The organism is Leisingera sp. ANG1 (assembly GCF_000203975.2).
Classification (GTDB): Bacteria; Pseudomonadota; Alphaproteobacteria; order Rhodobacterales; family Rhodobacteraceae; genus Leisingera.
Genome location: NZ_AFCF02000015.1, coordinates 63,906 through 90,292, shown reverse-complemented (window position 1 = coordinate 90,292; position 26,387 = coordinate 63,906). Strand labels below are relative to the sequence as shown.

Here is a 26,387-nt window from a genome sequence, read left to right as displayed (position 1 = left end):
TGAGTCATCGCGGATTCGAGGTCAATTTGTTTATTACAACAACGCCTTACGGTTCACTCTTGATACAAGATATTGTGTACCGGTTTGAATGAGCGCCGATGATGTGGGGTTATCCCCAGCTGAACTAGCGCATCCCGATGCTGTTTCGAGGGGTAGCCTGCGTTTTTCTCCCAGCCATATCCCGGAAACTGTTGCGCCAAATCCACCATGATCCGGTCGCGAGCCAGTTTCGCCAGGATGGAGGCTGCGGCGATTGACACCGATTTGGCATCGCCCTTCACCACGGCTTCAGCCGGCAAGGCCAGTCCCTTGGGGATCAGGTTGCCATCGATCAGCAGGTAATCCGGTGCCGGATCCAGCGCTGCTACGGCGCGCTCCATTGCCAGATGCGATGCGCGTAAAATGTTCAGGGAATCAATCTCTTCAACCGTCGCATGAGCAATCGCCGTTTGGGCCGAAGACAGGATATCCCCCTCCAGTGCCTCCCGCTTCTTCAGGCTCAGTTTCTTGGAGTCATTAAGACCCTCAGGAATTGCGCTGATATCCAGAACCACCGCGGCCGCGGTCACCGGGCCGGCCAGCGGACCGCGGCCCACCTCATCCACACCGGCAATTCTAAGGAACCCTTTTTCATGGGCTGCGATTTCGAGACTGTAATCTGGCTGTGTCATGGTTCTGACAAAGCCAATCCCGGTGCCGGATGCAACCCGCACAAAAAGAGGGGGCCGAAGCCCCCCAAGTTTGCTGCTGCTCGAAACCGTTGTGCGGGTCACCGGTTCACCATCCGGTAGCCATGTCTTTTCAGGCAGCCGGGTTTAAAGCCGGTGCGGTTGCGCTGGCCGTTCCAGAACGTCACCTTACAGGCCCGCGGCAGTTTGTGCGTGTAGCCATAGTTGCGGTCCAGGCAGCGCTTTGCGGCCAGCGGATAGTTCTGGCTGTAGCGCGGGAAGTAGCGGACGCAATGCGCGGGCAGATCATAACGGCGCACAGATTGCGGCAGCGGTTTGACGTGGCCGCCGTGACGGTTGTGCCCGCGGTACTCACGGCCGCCGTGCGAATGGTTCTGCGGCGGATTGTACGTGCGGGTCACCGCATGGTCATCCCGATCCCGGGAATGCTTGATGGCTGCGCCCAGGATCCCGAGCAGCGCCAGGCCACCAAGGATTTTCGCGACATCGTCGTCAGCGCGGGCAGGCGCCGCAGAGAAACCGGTAATGGCAATGGCGGCGGCGACAATCATTGCAATGAATTTGCGGTGCGGCTGGGGGCGGTGAATCTGGGTCATGTCGGGACCTTTCTTTTGAATATGCAGAACACTTGATGCCGCCAGCCTGTCCCGGCCCCTTTCAGACAGGCAATATCGGCGGGTTGTTATCAGATATCAGCTGCTCCAACCCCCTGCGGTTATTGAATTTCACGCACCGCGAACGCAGGATGGCCCCATGAAACAGCACCTTCTGATCCCCGCCCTTGCGGCCGCCCTTCTGGCGCTTTCCTCGCCCGTGTTGGCCGCAGACTGCTATGCCGACTATAAGGCCAAGCAGGACAACCCGCTGCGGCTGCACTATGGTGTGATCCAGCTCTCCGGCGCCTGCCAGAAACAGGCCGCCCGCGGTGAAATCCAGGCCCGAATTGCGCCCGCTGGATGGACGCTCCTGAATGTCCTCTCCGTCTTCGGCCCCGAAGGCCTGCAGCAAAGGAAGGCCAATGCCGGACCCTACTATCTCCGTTTCTGAGGCCCGTGCGGCCGGCAGCAAGGTCATCGGCTTTGGCATCGCTGCCATCGTGGCAATTCTGGCCGTGGCCGGCACGGTGCTGCTGCTGACCCTGCCCGATGCCAATGCCTTCAACGCCCGGGTTGAACAGCTGTTTATCGAAAACGACCTGACCACCCAGGCCGAGATCAAGCTGCTGGAAATCCTGGCACAGTCCGGCACCGCCTTTGCCGACACGCTGACCAGCTACCGGATGGTGATCTTTGTGCTGCTGGTCTTCGCCGCGGCGATGATGGTGGCGGCGCTGGCAGTTCTGGGCATGCTGGTGATGCTGAACCGCCGCATGGCCCAGATCGAACGCTCCGGCATCCAGGTGAACGAGCTGCTGATCAGCCGCGATGAAAACACCGTCTATCTAAACAACATGGGGTTCAAGCTGACACCCGCCGCGATGGAAACCCTCTCGGTCCTGGCCGAGGCCCGGCTGGACGACGATGTGCTGTCCGGCGCCGAGATTGAGGCTGTGATTTCCGGCCGCACCTCCGCCGATTGCGAGGAGGCCGCCGGCGCCACCCGGATCAAGCGCCTGCGTGATACCCTTGGGAACCAGATGGTCAGCGAACTGCTGGTGAAGAACATTGCCAAGCGCGGCTATGTGCTGGCCATCAGCAAGGACGTGATCCGCATGGTCTGACCCTTCCGCTCCGTTCTGCTCAATATCCTGTGTCCGGCTCTGGATTTTTCCGGCACAGTCCCCAGATAGTTCAGAACCGGCCTGCGCCGGCCGGTCCTGTTTCCGCTGCCTGAACGGCACATAGGACAAGGATCTCTGGGATGGACACACAGGTGCAGACCCGCAACCGGGGCTACGGCATTGTTGTCGAACCGCTGCAAGGCCTGGTCACCGCCCGGCGCAACGGCACCGTTGTGGCGCAAAGCTCCCATGCCAAGGTGATGTACGAAACCCGGCTCCCGCCAGCCGTCTACTTCCCCGCGGCAGACGTGACCGCGCCGCTGTCAGCCCATACTCCCCTGCAAACTTTCTGCCCCTTCAAGGGCACCGCCAGCTACCGCGACATCCTGCTGCCCGGCAGCACGGTGCAAAACGGCGTCTGGGCCTACGAGGACGCCATGCCGGAGGCCGCCGCCATTTCCGGCCACATCGGCTTCATGCCCGGCGCCGAAGTTGAGTTCGACTTTGGCAGAAACACTGTTGAGATGCCGGATTACGGCAATATCTCCGGCCCGGTGATCGACTGGCTGCTGCGCGATGCCTCGATGGTGGCAACCCCGGAAGAGCTGACCGCCGCCTTGGCAGAGAAGTTTGTCGAGCAGGGTATCTACCTGTCCCGCCTGTCGGTCATGGCCTGGTCGCTGCACCCGCTGATCGCGGGCAAGAACTACATCTGGCAGAAGAAAACCGGCGAGGTTACCACCTACGCCCCGTCTTATGAAATCCACGACCATCCCGCGTATCAGAACAGTCCGCTGCGCCATGTCTCCAATGGTCTGGGCGGGGTGCGGCACCGGCTGGACGCCTGCTGCACCGACGATGCCTTTCCCATTCTTGAGGATCTGCGCAAGGAAGGCGCCACCGACTATGTCGCGATGCCGCTGCGGTTCTCCGACGGGCGCATCAATGTGCTGACGCTGACCAGCGATCACCCGAATGGTTTCTCCACCGCCAACCTGGGCCTGATTTTCGAATGCTCCGGGGTGATCGCCCGCTACTACGAGATTTTCATGCAGCGCGAAAACGCCCAAGCGCTGCTGGAGACATACGTAGGCAAGCGCACCGGCGCCCGGGTGCTCGGCGGCGAGATCCGCCGCGGTGACGGTGATGAGATCGACGCCGCCATCATGTTCTGCGACCTGCGCGGCTCCACCCGGCTGGAGGAACAGCTGGGCCGCCGGGATTACATCGCGCTCTTGAACCAGTTCTTCGAAACCGCCTCTACCATCGTGCACGATCACGGCGGCGAGGTGCTGAAATTCATCGGTGACGCTGTACTCGCCGTCTTCCCGGCCGGCAGCGACCCGGAACAGGCGCGCACCCAGGCCTTGGACAGCGCCCGCGCCATCGTTGCCCGGCTGGAGGAAATCGCCCAGGAAGAAGACGGCCACCGCTGCGAGGCCGCCATCGGCATTGCCTATGGCCGTGTGACCTACGGCAACATCGGCTCGCGCGAGCGGCTGGACTTCACGGTGATCGGCCAGGCCGCCAATATCGCCGCCCGGCTGGGCGACTACGGCAAAACCGCGGATCACGCGATTGTCGTCAGCCGCGACATCTTGGGCGACACCTCGCAGGGCGTCTCGCTAGGCGCTGTCAGCCTGCACAATGTCTCCCAGCCGGTCACCTGCTTTGCAATTCAGCCTGCCCGGAAATCCCAAGCAGCCGCCGAGTAGCCCAGCCATTGCTCAGCACCGGGTAAAGGGCGGCGCAGCCGCCGCTTGCCTCTCGATCAGCCCGCGGCCAGGGACCGCTGCGCCGCATCCCCCATCGAAACCAGCAGGGGCGCCTCCTCCTGGCGCGCCTTGAAATCCGCCTTGGAAGTCATCCCCTGCCAGCCCGCCTGCACCAGCGATTGCGCCACCGCGCCGCCCAGCGTGGTGCCCGGACCGGTTACGATGAACAGATCCGGCGCAAATTCATGGGCGGCATTCCGCACAGCAAGCGTGAAATCATAGGGCTCCACCACCTGATGCCCCAGCGTGTAGTCCCGCAAGGCCTGCGTATCCGTGGCACCGGGCCACCAGACCTGTCCGCGCCCGTCGATCAGCGGCACTTCTGGCTGGGTGAACATCCCTTGCCCCAGACGCTTGCGCCCTTCCGCAGCCACCGGTGCCTGCAGGCTGGTGTGAAACGCCGCGTGGTTGGCCAGTCGCATCGGGAACCGCTCCTCGACCACCGGTACCGCGCGCACAAACGCCGCCAGACCGGCCTCGTTCCCAGCCAGCACCAGCATCCCGCCCAGATCAATCGACAGCGCCAGGTCATGCCTCTCGCGGTCATTTATCTCTGCCGCCAGCGCCAGCAGCTCTGCCTTGCGCGCGGGGTCGTTCTGCCAGTCCGGCCCAGCAAAGGGATAGACCAGCTGGCCGCCGATCAGCTGCTCCTGCATCAGCGTGCCCATGGTGTTCACAATCTTGAACCCGTCATCAGCGCTCAGCGCCCCGCCCGCCGCCAGTGCGATATACCAGCCCATCGAATTGCCGGTGACAGCAACCACCTCGATGTCCTCCGCCAGAGACTGCGCATCCGCCAATGCCGAGGCGTAGATCAGCGGCGAGGCAATATCCCCGCGCGAATATTTCGACACGGAAAACCGCGTGGCCCTGTCCAGCGCGGTGACCTCTTCCTGCCCGGCGTCCCGGCGCTGCGCGTCAAAACCCGCAAACAGCGCCGCCTTGTCCGCATGATGGCGGTGCAGATACCCCAGCTCCGCCTTGTTGTAGGTTCCCCGGCCCGGGCAGATCAGAACAGCAGTGCGGGTCATTTCTTGCCTCCTGCCAGCTGCAATGCGGCCGCAACAATGCTGTCCTTCGATGGCAGCGTCGCGCCATAGGCAGGGCCGGTTGCGATGAAGCAGTCGCTCGCAGCAATCCGAGCGGTGGGGATATCGCTCTGCTCCGCAAACAGTGCCATCAGCGCCTCGGACTGGCTGCCGGTGACACGGCATTCATCGACGATCAGCACGTTCTTGCAGCCCTCGACCGCATCAAGCAGCGCCGCCTCCGGCAGGGGCGCCAGCCAGCGCAAATCGACGATCCGCGCATCCACGCCCTGCGCCGCCAGCTCCGCCTGCGCCTGGGCCGACAGGTAGCGCCCGTTGCCATAGGTCACGATGGCCAGATCGGTGCCGTCCCCATGCACGCCAACCTCGCCCAAGCCGATGCGGCGGTCCGGAGAGGGATAGCTGCGCATCCAGCCGCCATCTTTCGCCTCATGCAGGTCCCGCATCGGATACAGCGCAATTGGCTCGACAAAGACCACCACCCGCTGCTCCTCGCGCGCCAGCCGCACCGCTTCGCGCATCATCATCGCAGCCTCCGCCCCGTCCGACGGGCAGGCAATCACCAGCCCCGGAATATCGCGCAGCACCGCCAGCGAATTGTCGTTGTGGAAATGGCCGCCAAACCCCTTCTGGTACCCCAGCCCGGCAATCCGCAGCACCATCGGATTGGAAAACTGTCCGTTGGAGAAGAACGGCAGCGTCGCCGCCTCGCCGCGCAGCTGGTCCTCGGCGTTGTGCAGATAGGCAAGGAACTGGATTTCCGGGATCGGCAGGAACCCGTTGTGCCCCATCCCGATCGCCAGCCCCAGGATTGACTGCTCATCCAGCAATGTGTCGATCACCCGGTCCGGCCCGAACCGCTGCTGCAGCTTCTGGCTGACGCCATAGACCCCGCCCTTGCGGCCCACATCCTCGCCCATCATGACGATTTCGCCGTGCTCCAGCATCAGGTCGGTCAGAGCCCAGTTGATCAGGCGCGACATTGGCTGTGGCTCCACCATCGACCGCATGTCGCTGCCAAAGGCCGCGGCGCGTGCCTCGGCACTGGGGCCATTGGTGGGCGCACACTCCCGCTTGGGCGGGATCAGGCTGGCCACGACATCGTCAGCCGTCCGCAAATGCGGCCGGGTCACCGCCTCAGCCCGGATCCGCTCCACCCGCGCGCAGGTGTCCTGGTAGATCTTCAGCGCGTCCTCGGGACGCAGCGCCCCCGCCTCATCCAGCAGCCGCACCGAATGCAGCAGCGGATCATTGGCCTCATCCGCCTCCACCTCGGCCTTGGCCATATAGGTCGTCGGCACATCCGCCCCGGCATGACCGTACAGGCGCACGGTGCGCAAATGCAGGAACGCCGGCTTCTTGCGCGTGCGCACATACTCCGCCGCCTTCTGCGCCACCGCGTAGGCGTTGTAGATATCCAGCCCGTCCGCCTTGAAATACTTGATGCCGGGCCGCCCCGCCATCGAGGCCTCGATCCAGCCTTTCGGCGTCTTGGTCGAAATACCGATACCGTTGTCCTCGCAGACAAACAGCAAGGGCAGCGGCGTCGACTGCACCGAGGTCCAGCCGGCCGTGTTGAACGCTCCCTGCGCTGTCGAGTGGTTGGCAGATGCATCGCCGAATGAACACAGGACAATGGCATCCTCCGGCAGCAGCTGATGCTCCGGCTGGTGCCGTTTGGCGGCACCGATGGAATAGGCTGCGCCCACTGCCTTCGGCAGATGCGAGGCAATGGTCGAGGTCTGCGGCGGGATCATCAGCGCCTTGGACCCCAGCACCTTGTGCCGCCCACCCGAGGTCGGGTCTTCGCTAGAACAGGCAAAGGACAGCAACATATCCCAGGCAATCCGCTGCCCCGGCACCTGATCGGCGCGGGCAATCTGAAACGCCGCATCCCGGTAATGAAGAAACGCCATATCAGTGGGGCGCAGGGCGCGGGCCACTGCAGCCATGCCTTCATGCCCGGAGGAGCCGATGGTATAGAACCCCTGCCCCGCTTTCTGCATGTCCCGGCTGGTCAGGTCCAGCGCCCGGCTCAGCACCTGCGCGCGAAAGGTGAAAACAGCCTCAGCCGCCGCCAGCGTCCCGCTTGGTGCAGCACCTGCGGGGAGCTCCCCGGCCTTGACCCGGTCCAGGAAGTTCTGATGCACGATCTGGGCGCGGTCCATGCGGCCTCCTTACGCTGATTGACCATGTCCTTATCCGCGAATCCGGGACGTGAAGCCAATGAGTTTGCGTACTGGCATCATTCCAAAACGGAATGCCAAATCCGCCAATCAGTCCGGATCGTCACAAAATGGCCGGAAGTGCCGCGCGCACGCCCAAGGCCGCAGACCAATACGCGCGCCACTGTTGGCTTTGCCCGTCTTTTCCGTTTGACGGCCCCGGCAAACCATCTTATACGCCCTCTCCACGACACCTGCCCAGGTGGCGGAATTGGTAGACGCGCTAGCTTCAGGTGCTAGTGTCCGTATGGACGTGGAGGTTCGAGTCCTCTCCTGGGCACCATTCCCCAAGAATGACAATCCGCAGCCTCCTTCGGGTCTCATTGCGTGGATAATCGGCCCGCGTAAACCAGCCTGTCTTCGCGCAGTTGAGTTTGCAGGCCAAAGCGCCTATTTCCTCTGCAACAGCTCCGGTGCGGTGAAAATCAAAAGGGAATTCCAGTGGCCAATTACCTATACAAGAGCGACCTGCCCGACGGGCTGGATCTCGGTCCCGTTGTCGCCATTGACTGCGAGACCATGGGTCTGAACCCCCACCGCGACCGTCTATGCGTGATCCAGATGTCCGGTGGCGACGGCAATGCCCATATCGTGCAGGTGGAAATCGGCCAGACCGATGCCCCCAATCTTTGCCGGATGCTGGAAGATCCCAATGTGCTGAAGCTTTTCCATTTCGGCCGCTTCGACATCGCTGCGATGTACCACGCCTTCGGCGCCTTGGCAGCGCCGGTTTACTGCACCAAGATCGCCAGCCGTCTGGTGCGCACCTACACCGACCGCCACGGGCTCAAGAACCTGACCCAGGAACTGATTGGCATCGACATCTCCAAGCAGCAGCAGATGAGCGATTGGGGCGCCGAAGAACTGACCGAGGCTCAGCTCGACTACGCGGCCTCCGACGTCCTGCACCTGCACAAGCTGCGCGACGCCCTGAACAAGCGCCTGGCCCGTGAAGGACGCACTGAAATGGCCCAGGCCTGTTTCGATTTCCTCCCAACGCGCGCCAAGCTGGACCTGGCTGGCTGGCCCGAAACTGACATTTTTGCCCACTCATGACCGATACCGAAAAATTCCTTGTCACCGCGCGTCAGGTGATCACAGATGAGGCCAAGGCACTGAACGCGATGGCCGATGGTCTGGATGAGCGCTTTGCCGAAGCGGTGCAGCTGATCCTTAAGGCCAAGGGCCGCATCATCGTCAGCGGCATCGGCAAGTCCGGCCACATCGGCCACAAGATCGCGGCAACGCTGGCCTCCACCGGCACGCCTGCTTATTTCGTACACCCGGCCGAGGCCAGCCACGGCGATTTGGGCATGCTGTCGGAAGGCGACGTGGTGCTGGCCATCTCCAACTCGGGCGAGGCACCGGAGCTGGCAAACCTGCTGGCCTTCACCCGCCGCTTTGCCATCCCGCTGATCGGGCTCTCCAGCAAAATGGACAGCACCCTGATGAAACAGGCGGATGTCCACCTGCAGATCCCCTCGATGGGCGAGGCCTGCGGCTTTGGCATGGTGCCCTCAATCTCCACCACGCTGACACTGGCAATGGGCGACGCACTGGCGATTGCGCTGATGAAACACCGCGATTTCCGCCCTGAGAATTTCCGCGATTTCCATCCGGGCGGCAAACTCGGCGCCCAGCTCAGCAAGGTGCGCGACCTGATGCATGCAGAAGACGCGCTGCCGCTGGTTTCCGAGACAACCCCGATGGCCGACGCGCTGATCGAAATCAGCCAGAAAGGCTTCGGCGTGGCAGGCGTTGCTGCCGCTGATGGCTCCCTCGCCGGCATTATCACCGACGGCGACCTGCGCCGCCACATGGACGGGCTGCTGGACAAGACGGCGGCCGAGGTCATGACCACTGGACCGGCCACCATTGCCCCCGGCGCAATGGCGCAAGAGGCCGTCGCAGTGATGAACCAGCGCAAGATCACCTGCCTGTTTGTGGTCGATCCTGACAACGGGCAAAAGGCCGAGGGGCTTCTCCACATCCACGACTGCCTGCGTGCAGGATTGGGCTGACAAGGGGGCCTGAAAGGAAACTATGGACAGCCATTCCAGAGCCGTCGCCTACCTCAAGGTGCTGCTGCCGCTGGCCGCCCTGGTCCTGCTGTCGACCCTGTTCCTGATTTCCCGCGGCGTAAACACCGATGCGGTAATCCCCTTTGCGCAAAGGGATATCGAGGACCGGATGAAAGGCCAGCAGGTCACCTCGCCCTTTTTCTCAGGCACCACCGCGAAGGGTGATGAGATTATGGTCACAGCGGCACTGGCCCGCCCGGGCGGCGAAGGCGCACCCGCGGTTGCAAGCGACCTATCGGCGGAGTTCAGACTGGCGGAAGGCGGCAAGATCACCCTTGCCTCCGACTCCGGTGCCATCCACCCCGGCCAGGATATGGCGCGGTTTACCGGCCATGTGACCATCACCTCTGCGGACGGCCTGATCGTCGAGACGGAAGAGCTCAATACAGCCCTCAGCGGACTGGAAGCCAGCAGCCCCGGTCCGGTCCGCGCAACCGGTGTTATCGGCGAATTGACCGCAGGTAACATGCAGATCCGTGCAAAAACAGAGGGCGGCCCGGTCCATATGGTGTTCAAAAACGGGGTGAAGCTGCTATATGATCCCCAGCAACCGGAAAGATAACCTGTGTCCTATTTGCGCGCATTGATTTTCTGCCTGCCCCTTGCGGTGCTTCCCGGCCTCTTAATGGCACAAACGGCCTCCGTCGCCTTTGGCGCCGTCAAGGCCGACCCCAGCCAGCCGGTTGAGGTGACGGCCGACAATCTGGCAGTGAACCAGGCAGACGGCTCCGCCGAATTCACCGGCAACGTCCTGATCGTGCAGGGTATCATGCGGCTCTCTGCAGACAAGGTTCTGGTGATCTACAAAACGGCAGGCGAAAGCGGCGGCAAGGCCGGGATCGAACGGCTGGAGGCCACCGGCAATGTGATCCTGGTCAGCGGCCCGGACGCAGCCGAGGCGCAGCGCGCCGAATACACCATCGACCGCGGCACCATCGTGATGACCGGAAATGTGCTGCTCAATCAGGAAAACGGCACCCTGGCCTCCAACCGGCTGGAGGTGAACCTCACCTCGGGCACGGCCCGCATGGCCGGCCGGGTGAAAACCATCCTCAATCCAAACGGCGGCAGCAACTGATGGCGAAACCGGACCTGAAAGTGACCGAGGGCTCCTCCGGGCTGCGCATCGAACGGCTGCGCAAATCCTACCGCAAGAAGGTGGTGATCCGGGATGTCTCCATGTCCCTGAACCGCGGTGAGGTGGTGGCGCTGCTCGGTCCCAACGGCTCCGGCAAGACCACCAGTTTCTACACCATTGCCGGGCTGGTGTTTCCGGAGGCAGGCACCGTCAGCATCGACGGGCAGAACGTGACCGGCCTGCCGATGTACCGCCGCGCGCGCCTGGGCATCGGCTACCTGCCGCAGGAAATGTCGATCTTCCGCGGCCTTTCGGTGGAGGACAACATCTCTGCCGTTCTGGACATCTCGCAAAAGCACGAGCACAAGCGCCGCGAACGGCTTGAAGAACTGCTGTCAGACTTCTCCATCGAACACCTTCGCCGCGCCCCCGCGCTGGCACTGTCGGGCGGTGAAAGACGCCGGGTGGAAATCGCCCGCTGCCTGGCCGCCGACCCCAAGTACTTGCTGCTCGACGAACCCTTTGCCGGCGTCGACCCGATCTCGGTCGGGGACATCCGCCACCTGGTCGCAGACCTCAAGAAACGCGGCATCGGGGTGCTTATCACGGACCACAACGTGCGCGAGACGCTGGAGATTGTGGACCGCGCCTACATCCTGCATGACGGCCAGGTGCTGATGTCCGGCAGCCCCGAAGAAGTGGTGGAAAACGAGAACGTGCGCCGCGTTTACCTGGGCGACAACTTCCGTATTTCCTGATCCTTTTCACGCCTCCGCGGCAGCAAATAACCGCCGCAAACCCAGGCTTCTTTTTTCGCGTTATCCATTGACTCTCCCGCTGTCTTGCCGTGGAATTGACCCATGGCATACGCGCAGTCCGATGCAGTCCGAACACCAGCCTTGGCGACAAGGCCCGGACGGATGCAACCGGACCGCTGGCCTGCCCCCCGGTTCCGGACCTGACGTGACACCGCCAAGGATTGCCTTGGCGGCAGGCCCGGCCGCAATAAATTGTGAAGGAGATCACATGCGTTACAAAATCAGCGGCAAACAGATCGACATCGGCGACGCTCTGCAGGTTCATGTGCAGAACGAGCTCGGTTCGGCCGTTCAAAAATACGCCGAACGGCCCACCGACGCGACTGTGGTCTTTTCCCGTTCGGCGCATGAATATGTGTGTGAAGCCACCGTCCATCTGTCGACCGGGCTGAGTGCTCAGGCGAAAGCCCACGAAACCGAAATCTATGCGGCCTTTGATGCCTGCTGCGAGAAAATGGAAAAGCAGCTGCGCCGCTACAAGCGCCGTCTCAAGGATCACCACAAGGACCGCAGCGAGCCGGTTGAACATCTGGGCGCCAACTCGTATATCCTCGCCTCTGAGGAAGCGGATTCCGAACCGGACTCGCTGCAGCCGATCATCGTCGCCGAAATGGAGACCCGCATCCCCTCCCTGTCTGTCGGGGAAGCAGTGATGCAGATGGAGCTGGCAGGCGCACCGGTGCTGGTCTTCCGCAATGAGGGCAAAGACGGATTGAACGTGGTCTACCGCCGTGAAGACGGCAACATCGGCTGGATCGATCCGTAAACACACTTAAGGCATCGGCGCCCCCGCAGGGGCGCCGGAACGGAGCAGACACATGCAGATTTCCAGCATCCTCAAGCCAGAGGCCGTCCGGGTAATCGGAGCGGTCTCAAGCAAGAAGCGCTTGTTTCAGGAAATCGCAGAGGTCGCTCAATCCGCCTACGGGCTGGATGCCCAGCCCACACTCGAAGCGCTGCTGGACCGTGAAAGCCTCGGTCCCACCGGTGTCGGCCACGGCGTGGCTCTTCCGCATGCCCGGCTCGACACCATCAGCGAGGTCTGCGGCACATTCCTGATCCTGGAGAAACCACTGGATTTCGGCGCGGTTGACCGCCAGCCGGTGGACATCGCATTTGCCCTGTTTGCGCCCGAAGACGCCGGTGTCGAACATCTGAAGGCGCTGGCGCTGGTGTCGCGCACCCTGCGGGAGCAAAGCTTCTGCACCAAGCTGCGGGCCAATCACGACCCGGCCACGCTCTACACCATCCTGACAGAAGGCCAGTCCGTCCAGGCGGCCTGAGGCACGGGCATCGACGATGCTACGGCTCCGGCGCGCAACAGCGGCCGCAGGGCATGTGTTCTTGAAAACCGGCAGGCAGAGCGCCAATCCCGCGCCGCACCCCGTGCGGCGCCCGGCCCAAGGCCGTTCCGGCTGGTCAGCCTGCTGAACATCCGGCGGGCGCGGGAGTACTGAGTTTGCAGCGGGAACGGAAGGGTCAGCCCTGCCGCCAGGGCCCGAACCCAAAGGCCAAGTAGTCACGCTGGTAAACCGAGGCGATCAGCGCCTCCAGTTCCGCATCATAAATATCCGCCAGTGCAAACGGCGTTTCCGGCTCTGCTTCAGGCACTGCACCCGGCTCCATCCGGCCCAGTTTGCGGGCCAGCGCCACCAGATCCTCGCCCATTTCCTCTTCGCGGATCAGCAAATCCGGCGGACCCAGTTCGGCAAATCCGGCCAAAGCCTGGCTCTGGGTTGCCCATTCCGCATCCAGCCGGACTGAGGTCTGCCCGGCCAGGCTGGACCTCACAAACTCCAGAAATCCGGTAAATGCTTCCCGGTGCTGCGACCGGGAATAGCCCGCGTCCGGCCCTTGCTCCGGCAACGGCAAGCCAAACTGCCGCCGCAGCGTATTGCGGATCTGCCGGTAGCTGCCCTCGCCTGCATTCAGGATCCGGCGGCAGAACACCGCATGGGCCCGCGCCGCCGGGTGGCGCAGCACCGTAAAGCTGCGAAATCCCTTGTTGCCGCGCTTCCATTGGCGCAGCTGTTTCTGGTTCATGCCCTGGATCAGCCCCTCTGGTGCCACGTGGTCCAGCCCGGCCATCCAGCGTACCACCTCCGCCTCCGGCCCGCCTTTCAGCGGCAGGTACAAGAGCGGTGTCACCACCCCTGCCGCATATCCTGGCACTGCCGGGCCGCGGCGCGGCTCGAAGTTCGGGGTCCGGGTCAGATTGAACCGGTCCATGCCGGCCAGCGCCTCCTGCATCTCCTCAGGATTGGCAACCTTGGCCAGCACCGGCGCCGGGTTCTGCCGCTTGAGGCTGCCATCCAGCGCTTCCAACTGGTGCGGCACCCCCAGCCACCGGGCCAGCCCGTTCATCACCTCAACGCTCTGCAGGTCCTCATAGGCCACATAAAACGCTGTCTGGCCCAGCGCCTGCAGCCTGTTCAGCAGTGTGACCTGGAAATCCTGCAGCGCGCCCACATGAGCTGCAAACTCCGCCGCATCAAACCGCGCCTTGGCGTCCTTGCGCCGCTTCACATCGGTCAGCTTCCACTGGCCGGTCTCCTTGGCGATTTTCCACGACACATAACTGTCCAGCGGATTGCGGGTCAGGATGATCTTGGCACAGCGCGGATCCTCCAGCATCAGGCCCAGCACCCGCGGGTCATGATCGTGGAAGTAGCGGAAGCCCCCCAGCGCGCCCGGGTCTTCCTTGATCTTCCGGATCAGCCGCGCCGGGTCTGCTTCCCGCATGGACCGGGTCACGCCCAGGATGTCCGTGCTGTTGGGATAGCCGATAAAATGCGGATTGAAAGCCTCGCCATGACAGACCAGCCCGTCAAAGGCATTCAGGTTGGTCTCCAGGAAATTGGAGCCGGTCCGCATTTCTGCAAAGACAACAAAGTAATCAAAGGAAGAAGGCATCAGGAATTATCGCACCAGATAGGGTTTACGCTGCGGCTTGGGTGGGCTGGCAGGGCTTTGCCCAACCGGGAAATCCCCCATCAGATAGGGATGCATGCCCTGGTTTTTCAGATTCTGCAGGAACTGCCCGAAGCCTTCAAGATCTGTCATCCTCGGCGCCTCACCCAAATGCCGCGCGGCCAGCGGGCCGATCTCGTCAATGATGGTCTGCAAGGGCTCCATCGGCGCCTCGACAAACTCTGCCATCGTCCAGATCCGCACCCGCGCCTTGGTCCATTGCGAGCGCAGGATCTGCAGCTGCTCGGCTTCGCGCTGCTGCAGCCGGGCCGCTTCCTGGCGCAGCTCCGCAAAGCTGCGGCTGGACTTGAACAGCGGAACCGCCCAGGCGCCGCTGATGACCGATACCTGCGCATTGGTGTCCCGCGCCACCAGCCAGTTCACAGCCTGGTTGTCGCGCGGGCCGAACTGGAAACACTGGCGCTCGCCGCGGGTGTTCCAGATCAGGCTGGTCAGAAAGCTCTCAGGATTGTAGTCGCGCAGCTTCGCGTTGCCGTTCAGGCAGCCGTTGATCAGGGTCTGGCCTTCAGAAAACGCCGCCCCCTCGGGCGCAAAGATATGCCCGTGCACCCGGGCGCCGGTTGTCCGGGCCAGCCAGATCTCGAAATCCTCGAACAGCTCGGCAAATCCCTGGAACACCGAATAGGGGCTGGAAGTGATCCCGTTCTCCGATCCGTGGCCGGGAAAACGGCTCTGCATATAGAGGCCCGGCCGCCCGCGGGTGCGCCGCTCCACCGCCTTGGCAAAGATCCGGTCGATCTTGCCCGGATTGGGCTCCGCGCCTTTCATCGCCCCGGCCGGATCAGTCAGAAACGCCTGATAGAGCCGTTCCGCATGGGGCCAGATCTTGCGCGCCACAAAGCAGTCGGAGCGGCGCAACAGCTGCAAGTGGTCGTCGTAGAAAATATGCGGCTTGCCCTGGAAATCGAACTTGCTCAGCGTCAGCGAGCGGCTCTCGATATTGCTGGAATACTGCCGCGCCAGGGTCTGAAAGTAGCTTTCATCCGGGATCCACACCTTGCGGAAATAGGCATCATAGGCCGGACGTTCCGGGTCCTGCAGAATTGCCGCCAGGGTCCGCCGGGTCAGGCACCACCATTGGCTGCCCATATGCGGCACCAGCCCCGCCGGGATCCGCCGCTTGAACCGCAGCTTGCGCTGCAAGTTCACGTAGCGGTCGAACAGATAGCGGTGCTTCTTCCAGGAAAACGGGAACCGCAGCGTGAACCGCTCATGGCTCAGGCCGCCAACGATCCAGGGCACATCCGCGGTGGTGGCGCTTTCAATGAAATCGGTCTCCGGGCGCGCCGCCAGATAATCCGCCAGCTCCTGCACCGGCCTCAGCGGCAGGCAGGAGCCTGAGGCCAGATAGACATGCCGCACATCCGGAAACTCCGCCAGCATCACCTCGGAGGCCGACTGCGAAGCCGCCACGATGCCCCAGGTGCCCCATTCACACCGGTGGCGGGCAGAGAACCGCACCAGCGGGCTGCCATCCAGCGACTGCCGGAACCGGTCAAACACGTCACGCCTGACATTGCGGTCCACATGCAGCACCACCGGGCAGCCCGCTGCGGTCCAGTGGCGCACCACCTGCGCCGCCCGGTCCAGCGCCGTGTGCACCAGCATGACAATCCCAACCGTACTCATGCCCAGTTCCCCTTGGACATCAGCCCCAGGATCTCAAGCTGGCGCCAGTTGATGTATTTCTCGCTCCACTTGCACCACAGCTCCGGCTGCTCCGCCATCTTGGCGGCATAGGCCTTATATTCCGCCGACCCGCCATAATGCTGGCCGCGCACCAGCTCCTCTTCAGCCTTGGCGGTGAAGGTATCCAAAAACTTGGTGTGCAGCAGCGCGCCGCTGGCTTTTTCGCCGCCATCACTTTCATAAACCTGGTTCAGCCCGCGCGGCAGCAGCGCGTGGGTGGAACTGGCATAGGCATAGCGCCGGTGCCATTTGACCAGCGGGATTTTGTTCAGCGCCGGTGCCTTCTTGGGCTGATCGGCGAAGAACACCCGCGCCCGCGGCCCGCCCTGGATCCACAGGTTGCCGTATTCCTTGTTGCGGCTGATGGTGTAATTGCCGCTGTCGAACCAGTGGGCAATCTCCAGCGGGTTTTGCCCGGGCTGATACGGCACCTCGCCGATCCGGCCCTTGGGGTACACATCCAGCAGCATCGCCGAGAAGCTGCGGATCGCCGAATTGTCCAGCCAGTCGGTCAGCGCCCGGATCGGCCGCGTGTCGCAGAACGGGTAGATAAAGAACTCATCCGGGTCGACCACCAGTACCCAGTGATCATGCGCGTACTTGCGCTTGAGGTAGTTCATCCAATCGATGCCGAAGCCCGCCCGCCTGTAACTGGCGGTGGTCTGCCACAGCGAGACATCCTCCATTCCCTGAAGATAATCTGTGGTGCCATCGGTGGAGCCATTGTCCACGAACAGGAAATGATTGACGCCCAGGCCGCGGTAATACTGCAGGAAGTAGGGCAGGCGGATCTGCTCGTTGCGCATGGTGCAGACCAGCAGAATATCCCCCGGACGGATCGCCCTCGTGTTGTCCTGCACAGGCGACAGCTCACCGGACTTGCGCACCGCGCGGACCAGCCGCCGTTTGCGCCGCAACCGCATCCGGTAAGAATCCCAAAGCCCCACGTCTACTCCAAACCGCTATCCAAGGAGCGCACCTGCCCGGTCCAGCCTTCTGCCAGCGGCAAGTTTCCGCGCAATATGTCACGCACGCAGTCTATTAACAACGGATTTAGAAACAGTTACGCGGGCGCACGGCGCAGTTGCAACAGTTCAGGCGATGCCGCCCAGGCGTCACCAGGCCAGCGGTGTCATCAGCCCCAGCGCCGCCAGCTGGTCCGGTCCGCGGTACCGGACCGACCCGGCGTGCCACATATCCGGCGCCTCCGTGATCCGGTCGTAATACACGTCAAATTCCTGCGGTGTATGGAAATGCTGCTGGCGCTGCTTTTCCGTTGCCGATTTGGAAACAATCTCCGGCAGGAACTTCGTATGCAGCAGCACGCCGGACGGCGCCTCGCCGCCGGGTCCGTCATACAGCATGTTCAGCTGCCGCGGCAGCATGGAATGGGTTGAATTGATATAGGCATAACGCCGGTTCCAGCGCACCAGCGGCAGCTTGTTCAGCGTCGGCGAGCGTTCCGGCTGATCCTGGAAGAACACTCTTTCCCGCGCCCCTCCCTGTACCCACAGGTTGCCCTTCGGCTGCTGCCGCACTGCCCGGTAGGGGCCTTCGTCGAACCATTGCAGCACCTCGCCGGGATCTTGCCCCGGCGCATAGGTCCGGGCGCCCAGCGGCCCCTTGGGGTAAAGGTCCAGCATCAGCGCCCCGAACCCCGCGCGCCCTTGCTGCTCCAGCAGCCGGGTCAAATCGTCCAGCCCGTGCGCGTCCATGCCGGGGTAGACCAGCAGCTCATCGGCATCCACGGTCAGGCACCAGCGCCCGTGGCCATGGCGGATCAGCAGCCAGCCCAGCCAATCCAGGCCAAAGCGCGTGTCCCGGTAACTGCCCTCAGCGCGCCACAGGGAGACATCCGGCTGCTCCGCCAGCAACTCCGCACTGCCGTCATCGCTGCCATTGTCCACCACAAGGAAATGCGCGGCGCCCAGCCGCCGGTAATGCTCCAGGAAATAGGGCAGCCGGGTGATCTCATTGCGCAGAACCGTAAAAACCAGAACGCCGGCATTGGGGATCTGCCGGGTGCGGTCCGCCGTTTTCTGCATCTGCCGGCGGGCACGCAGCGCCCGCCACAGCATCCGCCGCCGCTTCCACCGCATCCGGTAAGCCCCGGTGAGGCCCAGCGGCGGCAGATCAGGAGCGGCGGGGCCAGTCATGCTTAGCCCTCGTAATGGCCCGTCTTATGCCATTTCCAGGCATCAGCAATCATCGTTTCCAAGGTAGAGCGGCGCGGCTCCCAGCCCAGATCGGTGACCGCGCGGGTCGATCCCGACACCAGCTTGGTGCAGTCGCCCGCCCGGCGCGCGCCGGTGTTGCAGGGCACTTTCTGCCCGGTCACGGCTTCCGCCTTGTCCATCACCTCGCGCACCGAAAAACCGCTGCCGGTGCCCAGGTTGAACACTTGGCTGCCCTTGCCGCCTTCCAGCCACTTCAGGCCCAGCACATGCGCATCCACCAGGTCGCAGACATGCACATAATCGCGGATGCAGGTACCGTCCGGGGTGTCATAGTCAGTGCCGAAGATGGTCAGCGCATCGCGCTTGCCCGCAATCGCATCCAGCACCAGCGGCACCAGATGGGTCTCGGGGCGGTGGAACTCGCCCACCTCGGCCTCAGGATCAGCGCCCGCCACGTTGAAATAGCGGAAGATTACCGACCGCAGCCCGTGTGCAGCGCCGAAATCCTTGAGGATATCTTCAACTGCCCGCTTGGAAGCGCCATAGGCGTTCAGCGGCAGCTGCGGAGTGTTTTCGTCCAGCACCACATTGTCATGCTCGCCATAGGTGGCGCAGGTCGAGGAGAACACGAAATCCAGGCATCCCGCCGCCACCGCAGCCTCGACCAGATTGAGCGACCCGCCGGTGTTGTTGGCCCAGTAGCGGCCCGGCTCGCTCATCGCCTCGCCGACCTGGCTCAGCGCCGCGAAATGCATCACCGCGGCCGGCTGGTACTTGGCAAACACCTCATCCAGCCGCGCGCGGTCATTCAGATCGCCTTTCTCGAAGGGTCCGAATTTCACCGCATCCTGCCAGCCGGTCACCAGGTTGTCATAGGTCACCGGCGAATAGCCCGCCGCCTTCAGCGCCTTGCAGGCGTGCGAGCCGATGTATCCGGCACCGCCGGTCACGAGGATATTGGTCACTGTCTCTGCCCCATGCTGGGCCGCCCAGGGCGGGCGGCCAGTTTGGTTACTGCGCGGCCTTGCCGACCTGCGCGATCTCGGTGATGTAGCTCATCAGGTCATCCCGCAGCTCATCGCGCGCCAGCGCAAAGGCGACGGTCGCCTGCAGGAAGCCCGCCTTGGAGCCGCAATCGAACCGCTGCCCGTTGAAGCGGTAGCCGTAAACCGGCACGTCCTGAGCGATATCCTCGGCAATCGCATCGGTCAGCTGAATCTCGCCGCCGGCGCCGGACTTCATCTTGTTGAGGTTCTTCAGAACCGACGGCGACAGGATATAGCGCCCGATCACCGCCAGATTCGACGGCGCGTCTTCCATCTTGGGCTTCTCGACCATGCCGTTGGCGGCGACCACCCGGCCCATGTCCTCTTTCACGTCGAGCACACCATAGGAAGAGGTCTTCTCCGGCGGAACCTCCATCGCGGCAACCATGTTGCCGCCGGTTTCTTCATAGGCCTCGACCATTTGCTGCAGGCAGGGTTTCTCTGCCGCAATCACGTCGTCCGGCAGGATCACCGCAAAAGGCTCGTTGGCGATCAGGCGGCGGGCGCACCACACCGCGTGGCCCAGGCCCAGCGCCTTGTGCTGGCGCAGATAGGCAATGGCACCGGATTCCATGTCGGTGCTCTTCAGGATCTCCAGAAGCTCATCCTTGCCCTTCTTGCGCAGCTCCTGTTCCAGAACCGGCGAGTGGTCAAAATAGTCTTCCAGCGCACCCTTGCCGCGCGACGTGACAAAGATGAATTCCTTGATCCCGGCAGCCCGTGCCTCGTCGATGGCGTATTGCACCAGCGGCCGGTCGACCAATGTCATGATTTCCTTGGGCACGGATTTGGTTGCCGGCAGGAAACGGGTTCCCAGACCCGCAACGGGAAAAATCGCTTTGGTTACTTTTTTACGCATGTGGTTCTCTCTGCACTCAAATTCCGGGCTGGCCGCCGCAGCCGCCAAACGGCGCTGATAAGCTGGCGCGCATTATGCCCGGCTGTCTCCAACAAAATGTAAAGCAACTGCCCGTTGCCCCAAGCTGCCGTCTTGCAGCAGCGCCCTTTTCATTCGGCTTCTCTTTAACATAATTCACTCACTCGTGCCGCATTTTCTTCATCATGGCTTCCAGCCGCGGCACATCCTCCGGGTTGTTCAGCTCCCAGAATTCACGGCCGCGCGCCTCAACTTCAACACAGAGCACCTTGCGCCCGTTCTCCAGGAATCGCAGCTGCTCCAGCCCTTCTAGCTGTTCCAGCGGCCCTGTATCCCAATCAGGATACGCTGCCAAGGCATCCGGCCGGTAGGCATAGACCCCGACATGGTGAAAGACCGGCGTGTTTTCGCCATCCCCGTAGACATGCCCGCAATAGGGCACCACCTCCTTGGAGAAATAGAGCGCACTGTGGTCCGCGGCAAATACTGCCGTGGTGCCACCGACCCGGCCGTCTTTCCGGTCCGCCAGCAGGCTGTTCAGCGTTTCGCCGTTGCAACGCAGCACCGGCGTTGCCAGCCCCATTCCGGGAGCAGCCTTAAGCCCGGCCACCAGGTCCTCGACAAACCAGTGCGGCGTCAGCGGCGCATCGCCCTGCAGGTTCACCACCACCTCATAGCCGCCGCCCAGCGCCGCATGCGCCTCGGCACAGCGCTCGGTGCCGTTGGCGCACTCCGGCGAGGTCATCACCACCTCGGCCCCAAACGCTTCCGCCGCCTGTTTGATGCGATCGTCATCCGTGGCCACAACCACCCGGTCCACACCCTGCACCGAACAGGCCGCCCGCCAGGAACGCTCCACCAGCGAGCGCTTTTCGCCAGTGGCGCCGGTCAGCGGCACCAGCGGCTTGCCGGGATAGCGGGTCGAGGCATAGCGGGCGGGGATGACAATCAGGACGGACATCAGGCTTCCTTCAGTTCCACAGCTGGTGCATAGGCGATGAAGAACGGGTTGGCATAGCCCTCTTTACCGTATCTCAGCGGGGAATGATCGTCAAAACGCACCACTTTGCCGCCAGCGCCTGCAAGCACCGCATGGCCCGCGGCGGTGTCCCATTCCATGGTGCGGCCGACACGCGGATAAATATCCGCTTCGCCAGTGGCAACCAGGCAGAACTTCAGCGAGGAGCCGGCGCTCTTGCTGTCCTTCACGTTGTACTTGCCGATGTAGTCATCGGTGGCCTGATCGCGGTGCGATTTCGACGCCACCACCATCAGCGCGGAGTTATCGCTGTCTGCGACCCGGATCACCCGGGTTGCGCCGATGGTTTCCGGATCAAAGCTGCCGGTCTCCTCCACCGCGCTGCCGTCAGCCAGAGTAAAGAACATCCGCTGCCGCGCCGGCGCATAGACCACGCCGCGGGTCGGCACGCCGTTTTCCACCAGCGCGATGTTCACGGTGAAATCGCCGCGGCGGTGGATAAACTCCTTGGTGCCGTCCAGTGGATCGACAATCAGGAAGGTGTCGCCGCGCTCCTTGTGCGAGGCCGCCTGCTCCTCGGTGACCAGCATCACGCCCGGAAATGCCGCCCGCAGCCCGGCCGAGATCAGCGCATCCGCCGCTTCATCCGCTTCGGTCACCGGGCTGTCGTCGGATTTCACCTTCACGTCAAAATCGTCGGAGTTGTAAATCTCCATGATCTTTGCACCGGCCTCGATGGCCAGTTTGCGGATCACGGGCACCAGGTCTTCATAAGTCACGCAGGTCTCCCCAACACGGGTTTAATTGAAAATTTGCCTGTTGCCCCTTATGATGCGCAGACAGCAGAACGGCAAGCAGCCGCATCAGATAAGAGCAGAGAACGCAGGTTCATGTTTCAGCAGCGCACGCAGCAATCGTGGATGTCCGGATTTCTTTCCCTGAGCGAAGTGGTGTTCCACTCCGCCGTGCGCAGCGTCCGCTCCAAGCACAACAACGCCTTCATCGCACTTGGCCTGAACCTGCTGCAGACGATTCTGTTCGTGCTGGCCTTCTATGTCATGTTTGCGGTGCTGGGCCTGCGCGGCTCCGCCATCCGCGGCGATTTTCTGCTCTATGTGATGTCCGGCGTGTATCTGTTCATGGTGCACACCAAGACTGTCAGTGCCGTTGCCGGCGCTGAGGGCCCCAGCAGCCCTATGATGCAGCACGCGCCGATGAACACGATGGTGGCGCTGCTGTCCGCCGCCATCGGCGCGCTCTATATTCAGGTTCTGTCGCTGATCATCATCCTGTTTGCCTATCACGTCGCCTACACGCCTGTGCATATCGAGGAACCCATTCCCGCCTTCGGCATGGTGCTGCTGGCCTGGATCACCGGGTTCGGCGTGGGGCTGGTGTTTCTGGTTCTGAAGCCTTGGGCGCCAAGCTTTGTCAGCATCCTGATGATGATCTACCAGCGCGCCAACATGATTGCCTCGGGCAAGATGTTCCTGGCCAACACGCTGCCCAGCTTCATGCTGGCAATGTTCGACTGGAACCCGCTGTTCCACTGCATCGACCAGTCGCGCGGCTATGTCTTCATCAACTACAACCCGCATTTCAGCTCCTGGCAGTATGCCGCCTGGGTGGCGCTGGTTCTGATCGTGATCGGCCTGATGGGCGAGTTTTACACCCGCCGCCATGTCTCCCTCAGCTGGAACGCGCGCCGGTGAGGGGGCGGCACGCTGCTGCCCTTCTTTGGCTGGCCTTGCTGGCTCTGCCCGCCGCAGCGCAGGAGTATCCCGCGCTCCACAGCGTCACCGGTGTTGCAGCTGATGACGTGCTCAACATCCGCAGCACCCCCTCCGCCAGTGCTGAAGTCATCGGAACCCTGGCACCGGATCAAACCGGTGTGGAAGTGATTCTAGCGGATGAAAGCGGTAAATGGGGCCAGGTGAACAGCGGCGAGCAATCCGGCTGGGCCGCCCTGCGGTATCTGAGCCTGCAACCCCAAAACGACTGGCGCATGATGCACGGACAGGCGCTGGACTGCTTCGGCACCGAGCCCTTCTGGTCCCTGACCCTGGATGACACCGCCCGCATGACCACCCCGGAGGGCCCGGTCACCGGCTTCACACTGCTGGCAAGGCAGCGGGCAGCAGGCCACAGCGGCAAATCCGGCTTCCACGCTGTCCACCACCCCAGCAACGAAACGTCCGTACCAGGAACCGCCAGCCTGTCCGGCACCCTGACGTCACAACACTGCACCGACGGCATGTCGGACCGCAGCTATGGCATTTCGATCGACCTGCTGCACCTGCGCGGCACGGGCCAGCTCGACGTCCTGACCGGCTGCTGCTCGCTGGTGCCCTAGCCGCCGGCCCCAAGACTTTTCAGCAAAAGTCTTGGCAAAAGTTTTCCGCAAAACTTTTGCGCCCCGCCAGCGTCACGTCACCACCCTGAGCGTCAGGTTGATCCGCCCGCCCTTGGGCAAGAGCCGCGACGACTTGAACCGGATCCGGTCCACCCCGTGATAGGTCAGCCGCGCCTCGCCCCCCATCACCACCACGTCGCCGGAACTCAGCCAGAGCGATTCCGTCCTGCCGCCCCGCGTCTGGCAGCCGATCCGGAACAGCCCGTCATCGCCCAGCGAAATGGAAACCACGGGAAAGGAGAAATCCGCCTCATCCTTATCCTGGTGCAGCCCCATCTTCGCACCCTCACCGTAGTAATTCAGCAGGCAGCATTCCGGCTGCCGCTCCAGCCCGGTCAGCTCCGCCCAGATTTCCAGCACCTCCGCCGGGATCGCCGGCCAGTCCCGCCCCGCCGGGTGCTGCTCCGCATAGCGGTAGCCCTTGGCATCCGAATACCAGCCGAACCGTCCGGCCGAGGTCATCCGCACCGACATCTGCCCGCCGCCCGGCACCTTGGGCGAAAACAGCGGCGCCGCCTTCAGCACCCCCCGCAAGGCCTCGATCAGCGCCGCCTGCCGGACGCCATCGAGATACCCCTTGTGAACATCAAATCCGCGCACCCGCAGCAGGGTCATTGCCGTTCATCCATCCTTAACCATAGCCCTTGCAAAAAAGCGCATTGATTCACGCCTCCGGGCGTGCACTGGCGCTTGCAGGGCCGTTTTCACGTCCCTATATACGCCGGGACGCGGCAAGGTGCAGACCAAACCGCAAAACAATCGGGGCCAGGATGCCGCAACGGGTTCAGGCCTCGGGTAATCGCCTTGAGTAGTAAAAAGGGATCGCAAATGAGCAAAGTTATCGGCATCGACCTGGGTACCACCAACTCCTGCGTGGCCATCATGGATGGCTCCCAGCCCCGCGTGATCGAAAACGCCGAGGGCGCGCGCACCACCCCGTCGATCGTTGCCTTCACCGACGACGAGCGCCTGGTCGGCCAGCCGGCCAAACGCCAGGCCGTCACCAACCCCGACAACACCGTGTTCGGCGTCAAGCGCCTGATCGGCCGCCGGTTCGACGACCCGGCCGTCGCCAAAGACAAGAAGATGGTGCCGTTCTCCATCGTCAACGGCGGCAACGGCGACGCATGGGTGGAAGCCAAGGGTGAGAAATACTCCCCGTCGCAAATCTCCGCCTTCACCCTGGGCAAGATGAAGGAAACCGCGGAATCCTACCTGGGCGAGGAAGTCACCCAGGCGGTGATCACCGTGCCTGCCTACTTCAACGACGCCCAGCGTCAGGCCACCAAGGACGCCGGCAAGATCGCAGGCCTCGAAGTGCTGCGCATCATCAACGAGCCGACCGCGGCTGCGCTGGCCTATGGCCTGGACAAGGAAAACACCCAGACCATCGCCGTATATGACCTCGGCGGCGGCACCTTCGACGTGACCATCCTGGAAATCGACGACGGCCTGTTCGAAGTGAAGTCGACCAACGGCGACACCTTCCTGGGCGGCGAAGACTTCGACATGCGCATCGTCAACTACCTGGCGGATGAGTTCAAAAAGGAAAACGGCGTCGATCTGTCCAAGGACAAGATGGCCCTGCAGCGCCTGAAAGAAGCCGCTGAAAAAGCCAAGATCGAACTGTCCTCCACCTCGCAGACCGAGATCAACCAGCCGTTCATCTCGATGGACCCGTCCTCGGGCCAGCCGCTGCACATGGTAATGAAGCTGACCCGCGCCAAGCTGGAAAGCCTGGTCTCCGACCTGATCAAACGCTCGATGGACCCGTGCAAGGCGGCCCTGAAGGACGCAGGCCTGTCGGCTTCCGACATTGACGAGGTGGTTCTGGTCGGCGGTATGACCCGGATGCCGAAAGTCATCGAAGAGGTTTCCAAGTTCTTCGGCAAGGAGCCGCACAAGGGCGTGAACCCGGATGAAGTGGTTGCCATGGGCGCTGCCATCCAGGCCGGCGTTCTGCAGGGCGACGTCAAGGACGTGGTGCTGCTCGACGTGACCCCGCTGTCGCTCGGCATCGAAACCCTGGGCGGTGTCTTCACCCGCCTGATCGACCGCAACACCACCATCCCGACCAAGAAGTCGCAGGTGTTCTCGACCGCGGAAGACAACCAGAACGCCGTGACCATCCGCGTGTTCCAGGGTGAACGTGAAATGGCCGCCGACAACAAGATGCTCGGCCAGTTCAACCTCGAGGAAATCCCGCCGGCACCGCGCGGCATGCCGCAGATCGAAGTGACCTTCGACATCGACGCCAACGGCATCGTGTCGGTCGGCGCCAAGGACAAGGCGACCGGCAAGGAACAGCAGATCACCATCCAGGCCTCCGGCGGTCTGTCCGACGACGACATCGAAAAGATGGTCAAGGACGCCGAGGACAACGCCGAGGCGGACAAGGAACGCCGCGAGCTGATCGAAGCCAAGAACCAGGCCGAATCGCTGATCCACTCGACCGAGAAATCGGTGGAAGAGCATGGCGACAAGGTCGACCCGTCCACTGTCGAGGTGATCGAGCTGGCCGTGGCCGCGCTGAAGGACGAGCTGGAGAACGACAAGGCAACCGCCGACAAGATCAAGTCCGGCATCCAGAACGTCACCGAAGCTGCGATGAAACTGGGCGAGGCGATCTACAAGGCGCAGGCCGAAGAAGGCGGCGACGACGAGCCGGCAGCAGCTGACGAAGCCGCAGGCCCGGCTGACGACGACATCGTCGATGCCGAGTTCGAAGACCTGGACAACGACAAGCGCTAACGCCTGAGCACTCAGGCCAAGGCGGGCCG

General features: G+C 62.9%; 26 protein-coding genes and 1 tRNA gene. 14 read left to right on the top strand and 13 right to left on the bottom strand.

Features of this window, described 5'->3' with window-relative positions; all coding sequences use genetic code 11:
• Positions 1-53: 53 nt before the first annotated feature.
• Both GC1_RS21055 and GC1_RS21050 read right to left on the bottom strand, forming a co-directional pair.
• Positions 54-671 (bottom strand): ribonuclease HII, encoded by a 618-nt coding sequence (locus tag GC1_RS21055; protein WP_019297599.1) that lies wholly within the window; start codon positions 669-671, stop codon positions 54-56.
• A 98-nt stretch (positions 672-769) separates the two neighbouring features.
• Complete coding sequence (locus GC1_RS21050) at positions 770-1,285, bottom strand: hypothetical protein (RefSeq protein ID WP_019297598.1); 516 nt, start codon at positions 1,283-1,285, stop codon at positions 770-772.
• A 157-nt stretch (positions 1,286-1,442) separates the two neighbouring features.
• Here GC1_RS21050 and GC1_RS21045 point away from each other — a divergent pair, with 157 nt between their 5' ends.
• The 3 genes from GC1_RS21045 to GC1_RS21035 all read left to right on the top strand — a co-directional run bounded on the left by GC1_RS21045 (position 1,443) and on the right by GC1_RS21035 (position 4,124).
• Entirely contained in the window at positions 1,443-1,736 is a 294-nt protein-coding gene (locus tag GC1_RS21045) for a hypothetical protein (protein ID WP_019297597.1), read from the top strand.
• Complete coding sequence (locus GC1_RS21040) at positions 1,708-2,409, top strand: winged helix-turn-helix domain-containing protein (protein WP_019297596.1); 702 nt, start codon at positions 1,708-1,710, stop codon at positions 2,407-2,409. The genes GC1_RS21045 and GC1_RS21040 overlap by 29 nt, the downstream gene beginning before the upstream one ends.
• Before the next feature lie 140 nt (positions 2,410-2,549).
• A complete protein-coding gene (locus GC1_RS21035) occupies positions 2,550-4,124 on the top strand; it encodes a DUF427 domain-containing protein (protein ID WP_019297595.1) in 1,575 nt (524 codons plus the stop codon).
• A 56-nt stretch (positions 4,125-4,180) separates the two neighbouring features.
• On the opposite strand, the gene GC1_RS21030 is transcribed toward GC1_RS21035, so the two are convergent.
• Both GC1_RS21030 and GC1_RS21025 read right to left on the bottom strand, forming a co-directional pair.
• Positions 4,181-5,215, bottom strand: coding sequence for an acyl carrier protein (locus GC1_RS21030; protein ID WP_019297594.1), 1,035 nt, complete (start codon positions 5,213-5,215; stop codon positions 4,181-4,183).
• Positions 5,212-7,401: a dehydrogenase E1 component subunit alpha/beta gene (locus GC1_RS21025; protein WP_019297593.1), complete on the bottom strand. Its 2,190-nt coding sequence runs from the start codon at positions 7,399-7,401 to the stop codon at positions 5,212-5,214. The genes GC1_RS21030 and GC1_RS21025 overlap by 4 nt, the downstream gene beginning before the upstream one ends.
• A 253-nt stretch (positions 7,402-7,654) precedes the next feature.
• On the opposite strand from GC1_RS21025, the gene GC1_RS21020 reads away from it, so the two are divergent.
• From GC1_RS21020 to GC1_RS20985, 8 genes are all read left to right on the top strand, one after another.
• Positions 7,655-7,741 (top strand) — tRNA-Leu (locus tag GC1_RS21020).
• Between the two features lie 158 nt (positions 7,742-7,899).
• Positions 7,900-8,514, top strand: a complete 615-nt coding sequence (locus GC1_RS21015) for a ribonuclease D (RefSeq protein WP_019297592.1) — start codon at positions 7,900-7,902, stop codon at positions 8,512-8,514.
• Positions 8,511-9,479: a KpsF/GutQ family sugar-phosphate isomerase gene (locus tag GC1_RS21010; protein WP_019297591.1), complete on the top strand. Its 969-nt coding sequence runs from the start codon at positions 8,511-8,513 to the stop codon at positions 9,477-9,479. The genes GC1_RS21015 and GC1_RS21010 overlap by 4 nt, the downstream gene beginning before the upstream one ends.
• Positions 9,480-9,501: 22 nt before the next feature.
• Positions 9,502-10,101 carry an LPS export ABC transporter periplasmic protein LptC gene (gene lptC / locus GC1_RS21005; RefSeq protein WP_019297590.1) on the top strand — a complete coding sequence of 200 codons (600 nt, stop codon included), beginning with the start codon at positions 9,502-9,504 and terminating at the stop codon, positions 10,099-10,101.
• A gap of 63 nt (positions 10,102-10,164) precedes the next feature.
• Entirely contained in the window at positions 10,165-10,617 is a 453-nt protein-coding gene (gene lptA / locus GC1_RS21000; RefSeq protein WP_237754658.1) for a lipopolysaccharide transport periplasmic protein LptA, read from the top strand.
• Complete coding sequence (gene lptB, locus GC1_RS20995; RefSeq protein WP_019297588.1) at positions 10,617-11,375, top strand: LPS export ABC transporter ATP-binding protein; 759 nt, start codon at positions 10,617-10,619, stop codon at positions 11,373-11,375. The genes lptA and lptB overlap by 1 nt, the downstream gene beginning before the upstream one ends.
• A 268-nt stretch (positions 11,376-11,643) precedes the next feature.
• Positions 11,644-12,201 (top strand): ribosome hibernation-promoting factor, HPF/YfiA family, encoded by a 558-nt coding sequence (gene hpf, locus GC1_RS20990; protein ID WP_019297587.1) that lies wholly within the window; start codon positions 11,644-11,646, stop codon positions 12,199-12,201.
• A gap of 52 nt (positions 12,202-12,253) precedes the next feature.
• Positions 12,254-12,718 (top strand): PTS sugar transporter subunit IIA, encoded by a 465-nt coding sequence (locus GC1_RS20985; RefSeq protein WP_019297586.1) that lies wholly within the window; start codon positions 12,254-12,256, stop codon positions 12,716-12,718.
• 196 nt (positions 12,719-12,914) lie between these two features.
• Here GC1_RS20985 and GC1_RS20980 read toward each other — a convergent pair whose 3' ends face one another.
• From GC1_RS20980 to cysQ, 8 genes are all read right to left on the bottom strand, one after another.
• Complete coding sequence (locus GC1_RS20980; protein ID WP_019297585.1) at positions 12,915-14,348, bottom strand: sulfotransferase family 2 domain-containing protein; 1,434 nt, start codon at positions 14,346-14,348, stop codon at positions 12,915-12,917.
• Positions 14,349-14,354: 6 nt separating this feature from the next.
• The gene (locus GC1_RS20975; protein WP_019297584.1) at positions 14,355-16,055 is read right to left on the bottom strand and encodes a DUF5927 domain-containing protein; all 1,701 of its coding nucleotides are present in this window, start codon (positions 16,053-16,055) and stop codon (positions 14,355-14,357) included.
• Positions 16,052-17,038, bottom strand: a complete 987-nt coding sequence (locus GC1_RS20970; RefSeq protein WP_019297583.1) for a glycosyltransferase family 2 protein — start codon at positions 17,036-17,038, stop codon at positions 16,052-16,054. The genes GC1_RS20975 and GC1_RS20970 overlap by 4 nt, the downstream gene beginning before the upstream one ends.
• A gap of 192 nt (positions 17,039-17,230) precedes the next feature.
• Complete coding sequence (locus tag GC1_RS20965; protein ID WP_019297582.1) at positions 17,231-18,271, bottom strand: glycosyltransferase family 2 protein; 1,041 nt, start codon at positions 18,269-18,271, stop codon at positions 17,231-17,233.
• Between the two features lie 2 nt (positions 18,272-18,273).
• Positions 18,274-19,257 carry a UDP-glucose 4-epimerase GalE gene (gene galE / locus GC1_RS20960; RefSeq protein WP_019297581.1) on the bottom strand — a complete coding sequence of 328 codons (984 nt, stop codon included), beginning with the start codon at positions 19,255-19,257 and terminating at the stop codon, positions 18,274-18,276.
• Between the two features lie 46 nt (positions 19,258-19,303).
• Positions 19,304-20,197 carry a UTP--glucose-1-phosphate uridylyltransferase GalU gene (gene galU, locus GC1_RS20955; RefSeq protein WP_019297580.1) on the bottom strand — a complete coding sequence of 298 codons (894 nt, stop codon included), beginning with the start codon at positions 20,195-20,197 and terminating at the stop codon, positions 19,304-19,306.
• Positions 20,198-20,375: 178 nt separating this feature from the next.
• The gene (locus GC1_RS20950) at positions 20,376-21,176 is read right to left on the bottom strand and encodes a 3-deoxy-manno-octulosonate cytidylyltransferase (protein ID WP_019297579.1); all 801 of its coding nucleotides are present in this window, start codon (positions 21,174-21,176) and stop codon (positions 20,376-20,378) included.
• Positions 21,176-21,973, bottom strand: a complete 798-nt coding sequence (gene cysQ, locus GC1_RS20945; RefSeq protein ID WP_019297578.1) for a 3'(2'),5'-bisphosphate nucleotidase CysQ — start codon at positions 21,971-21,973, stop codon at positions 21,176-21,178. Before cysQ ends, GC1_RS20950 begins: the two co-directional genes overlap by 1 nt.
• A 111-nt stretch (positions 21,974-22,084) precedes the next feature.
• Here cysQ and GC1_RS20940 point away from each other — a divergent pair, with 111 nt between their 5' ends.
• Positions 22,085-22,906, top strand: coding sequence for an ABC transporter permease (locus GC1_RS20940; protein WP_019297577.1), 822 nt, complete (start codon positions 22,085-22,087; stop codon positions 22,904-22,906).
• Positions 22,903-23,547: an SH3 domain-containing protein gene (locus GC1_RS20935; protein WP_152610504.1), complete on the top strand. Its 645-nt coding sequence runs from the start codon at positions 22,903-22,905 to the stop codon at positions 23,545-23,547. The genes GC1_RS20940 and GC1_RS20935 overlap by 4 nt, the downstream gene beginning before the upstream one ends.
• A gap of 72 nt (positions 23,548-23,619) precedes the next feature.
• Here the strand turns inward: GC1_RS20935 and GC1_RS20930 are convergent, their stop codons facing one another.
• The gene (locus tag GC1_RS20930; RefSeq protein ID WP_019297575.1) at positions 23,620-24,222 is read right to left on the bottom strand and encodes an alpha-ketoglutarate-dependent dioxygenase AlkB family protein; all 603 of its coding nucleotides are present in this window, start codon (positions 24,220-24,222) and stop codon (positions 23,620-23,622) included.
• A gap of 189 nt (positions 24,223-24,411) precedes the next feature.
• On the opposite strand from GC1_RS20930, the gene dnaK reads away from it, so the two are divergent.
• Positions 24,412-26,358 carry a molecular chaperone DnaK gene (gene dnaK / locus GC1_RS20925; protein WP_272946450.1) on the top strand — a complete coding sequence of 649 codons (1,947 nt, stop codon included), beginning with the start codon at positions 24,412-24,414 and terminating at the stop codon, positions 26,356-26,358.
• Positions 26,359-26,387: the final 29 nt, after the last annotated feature.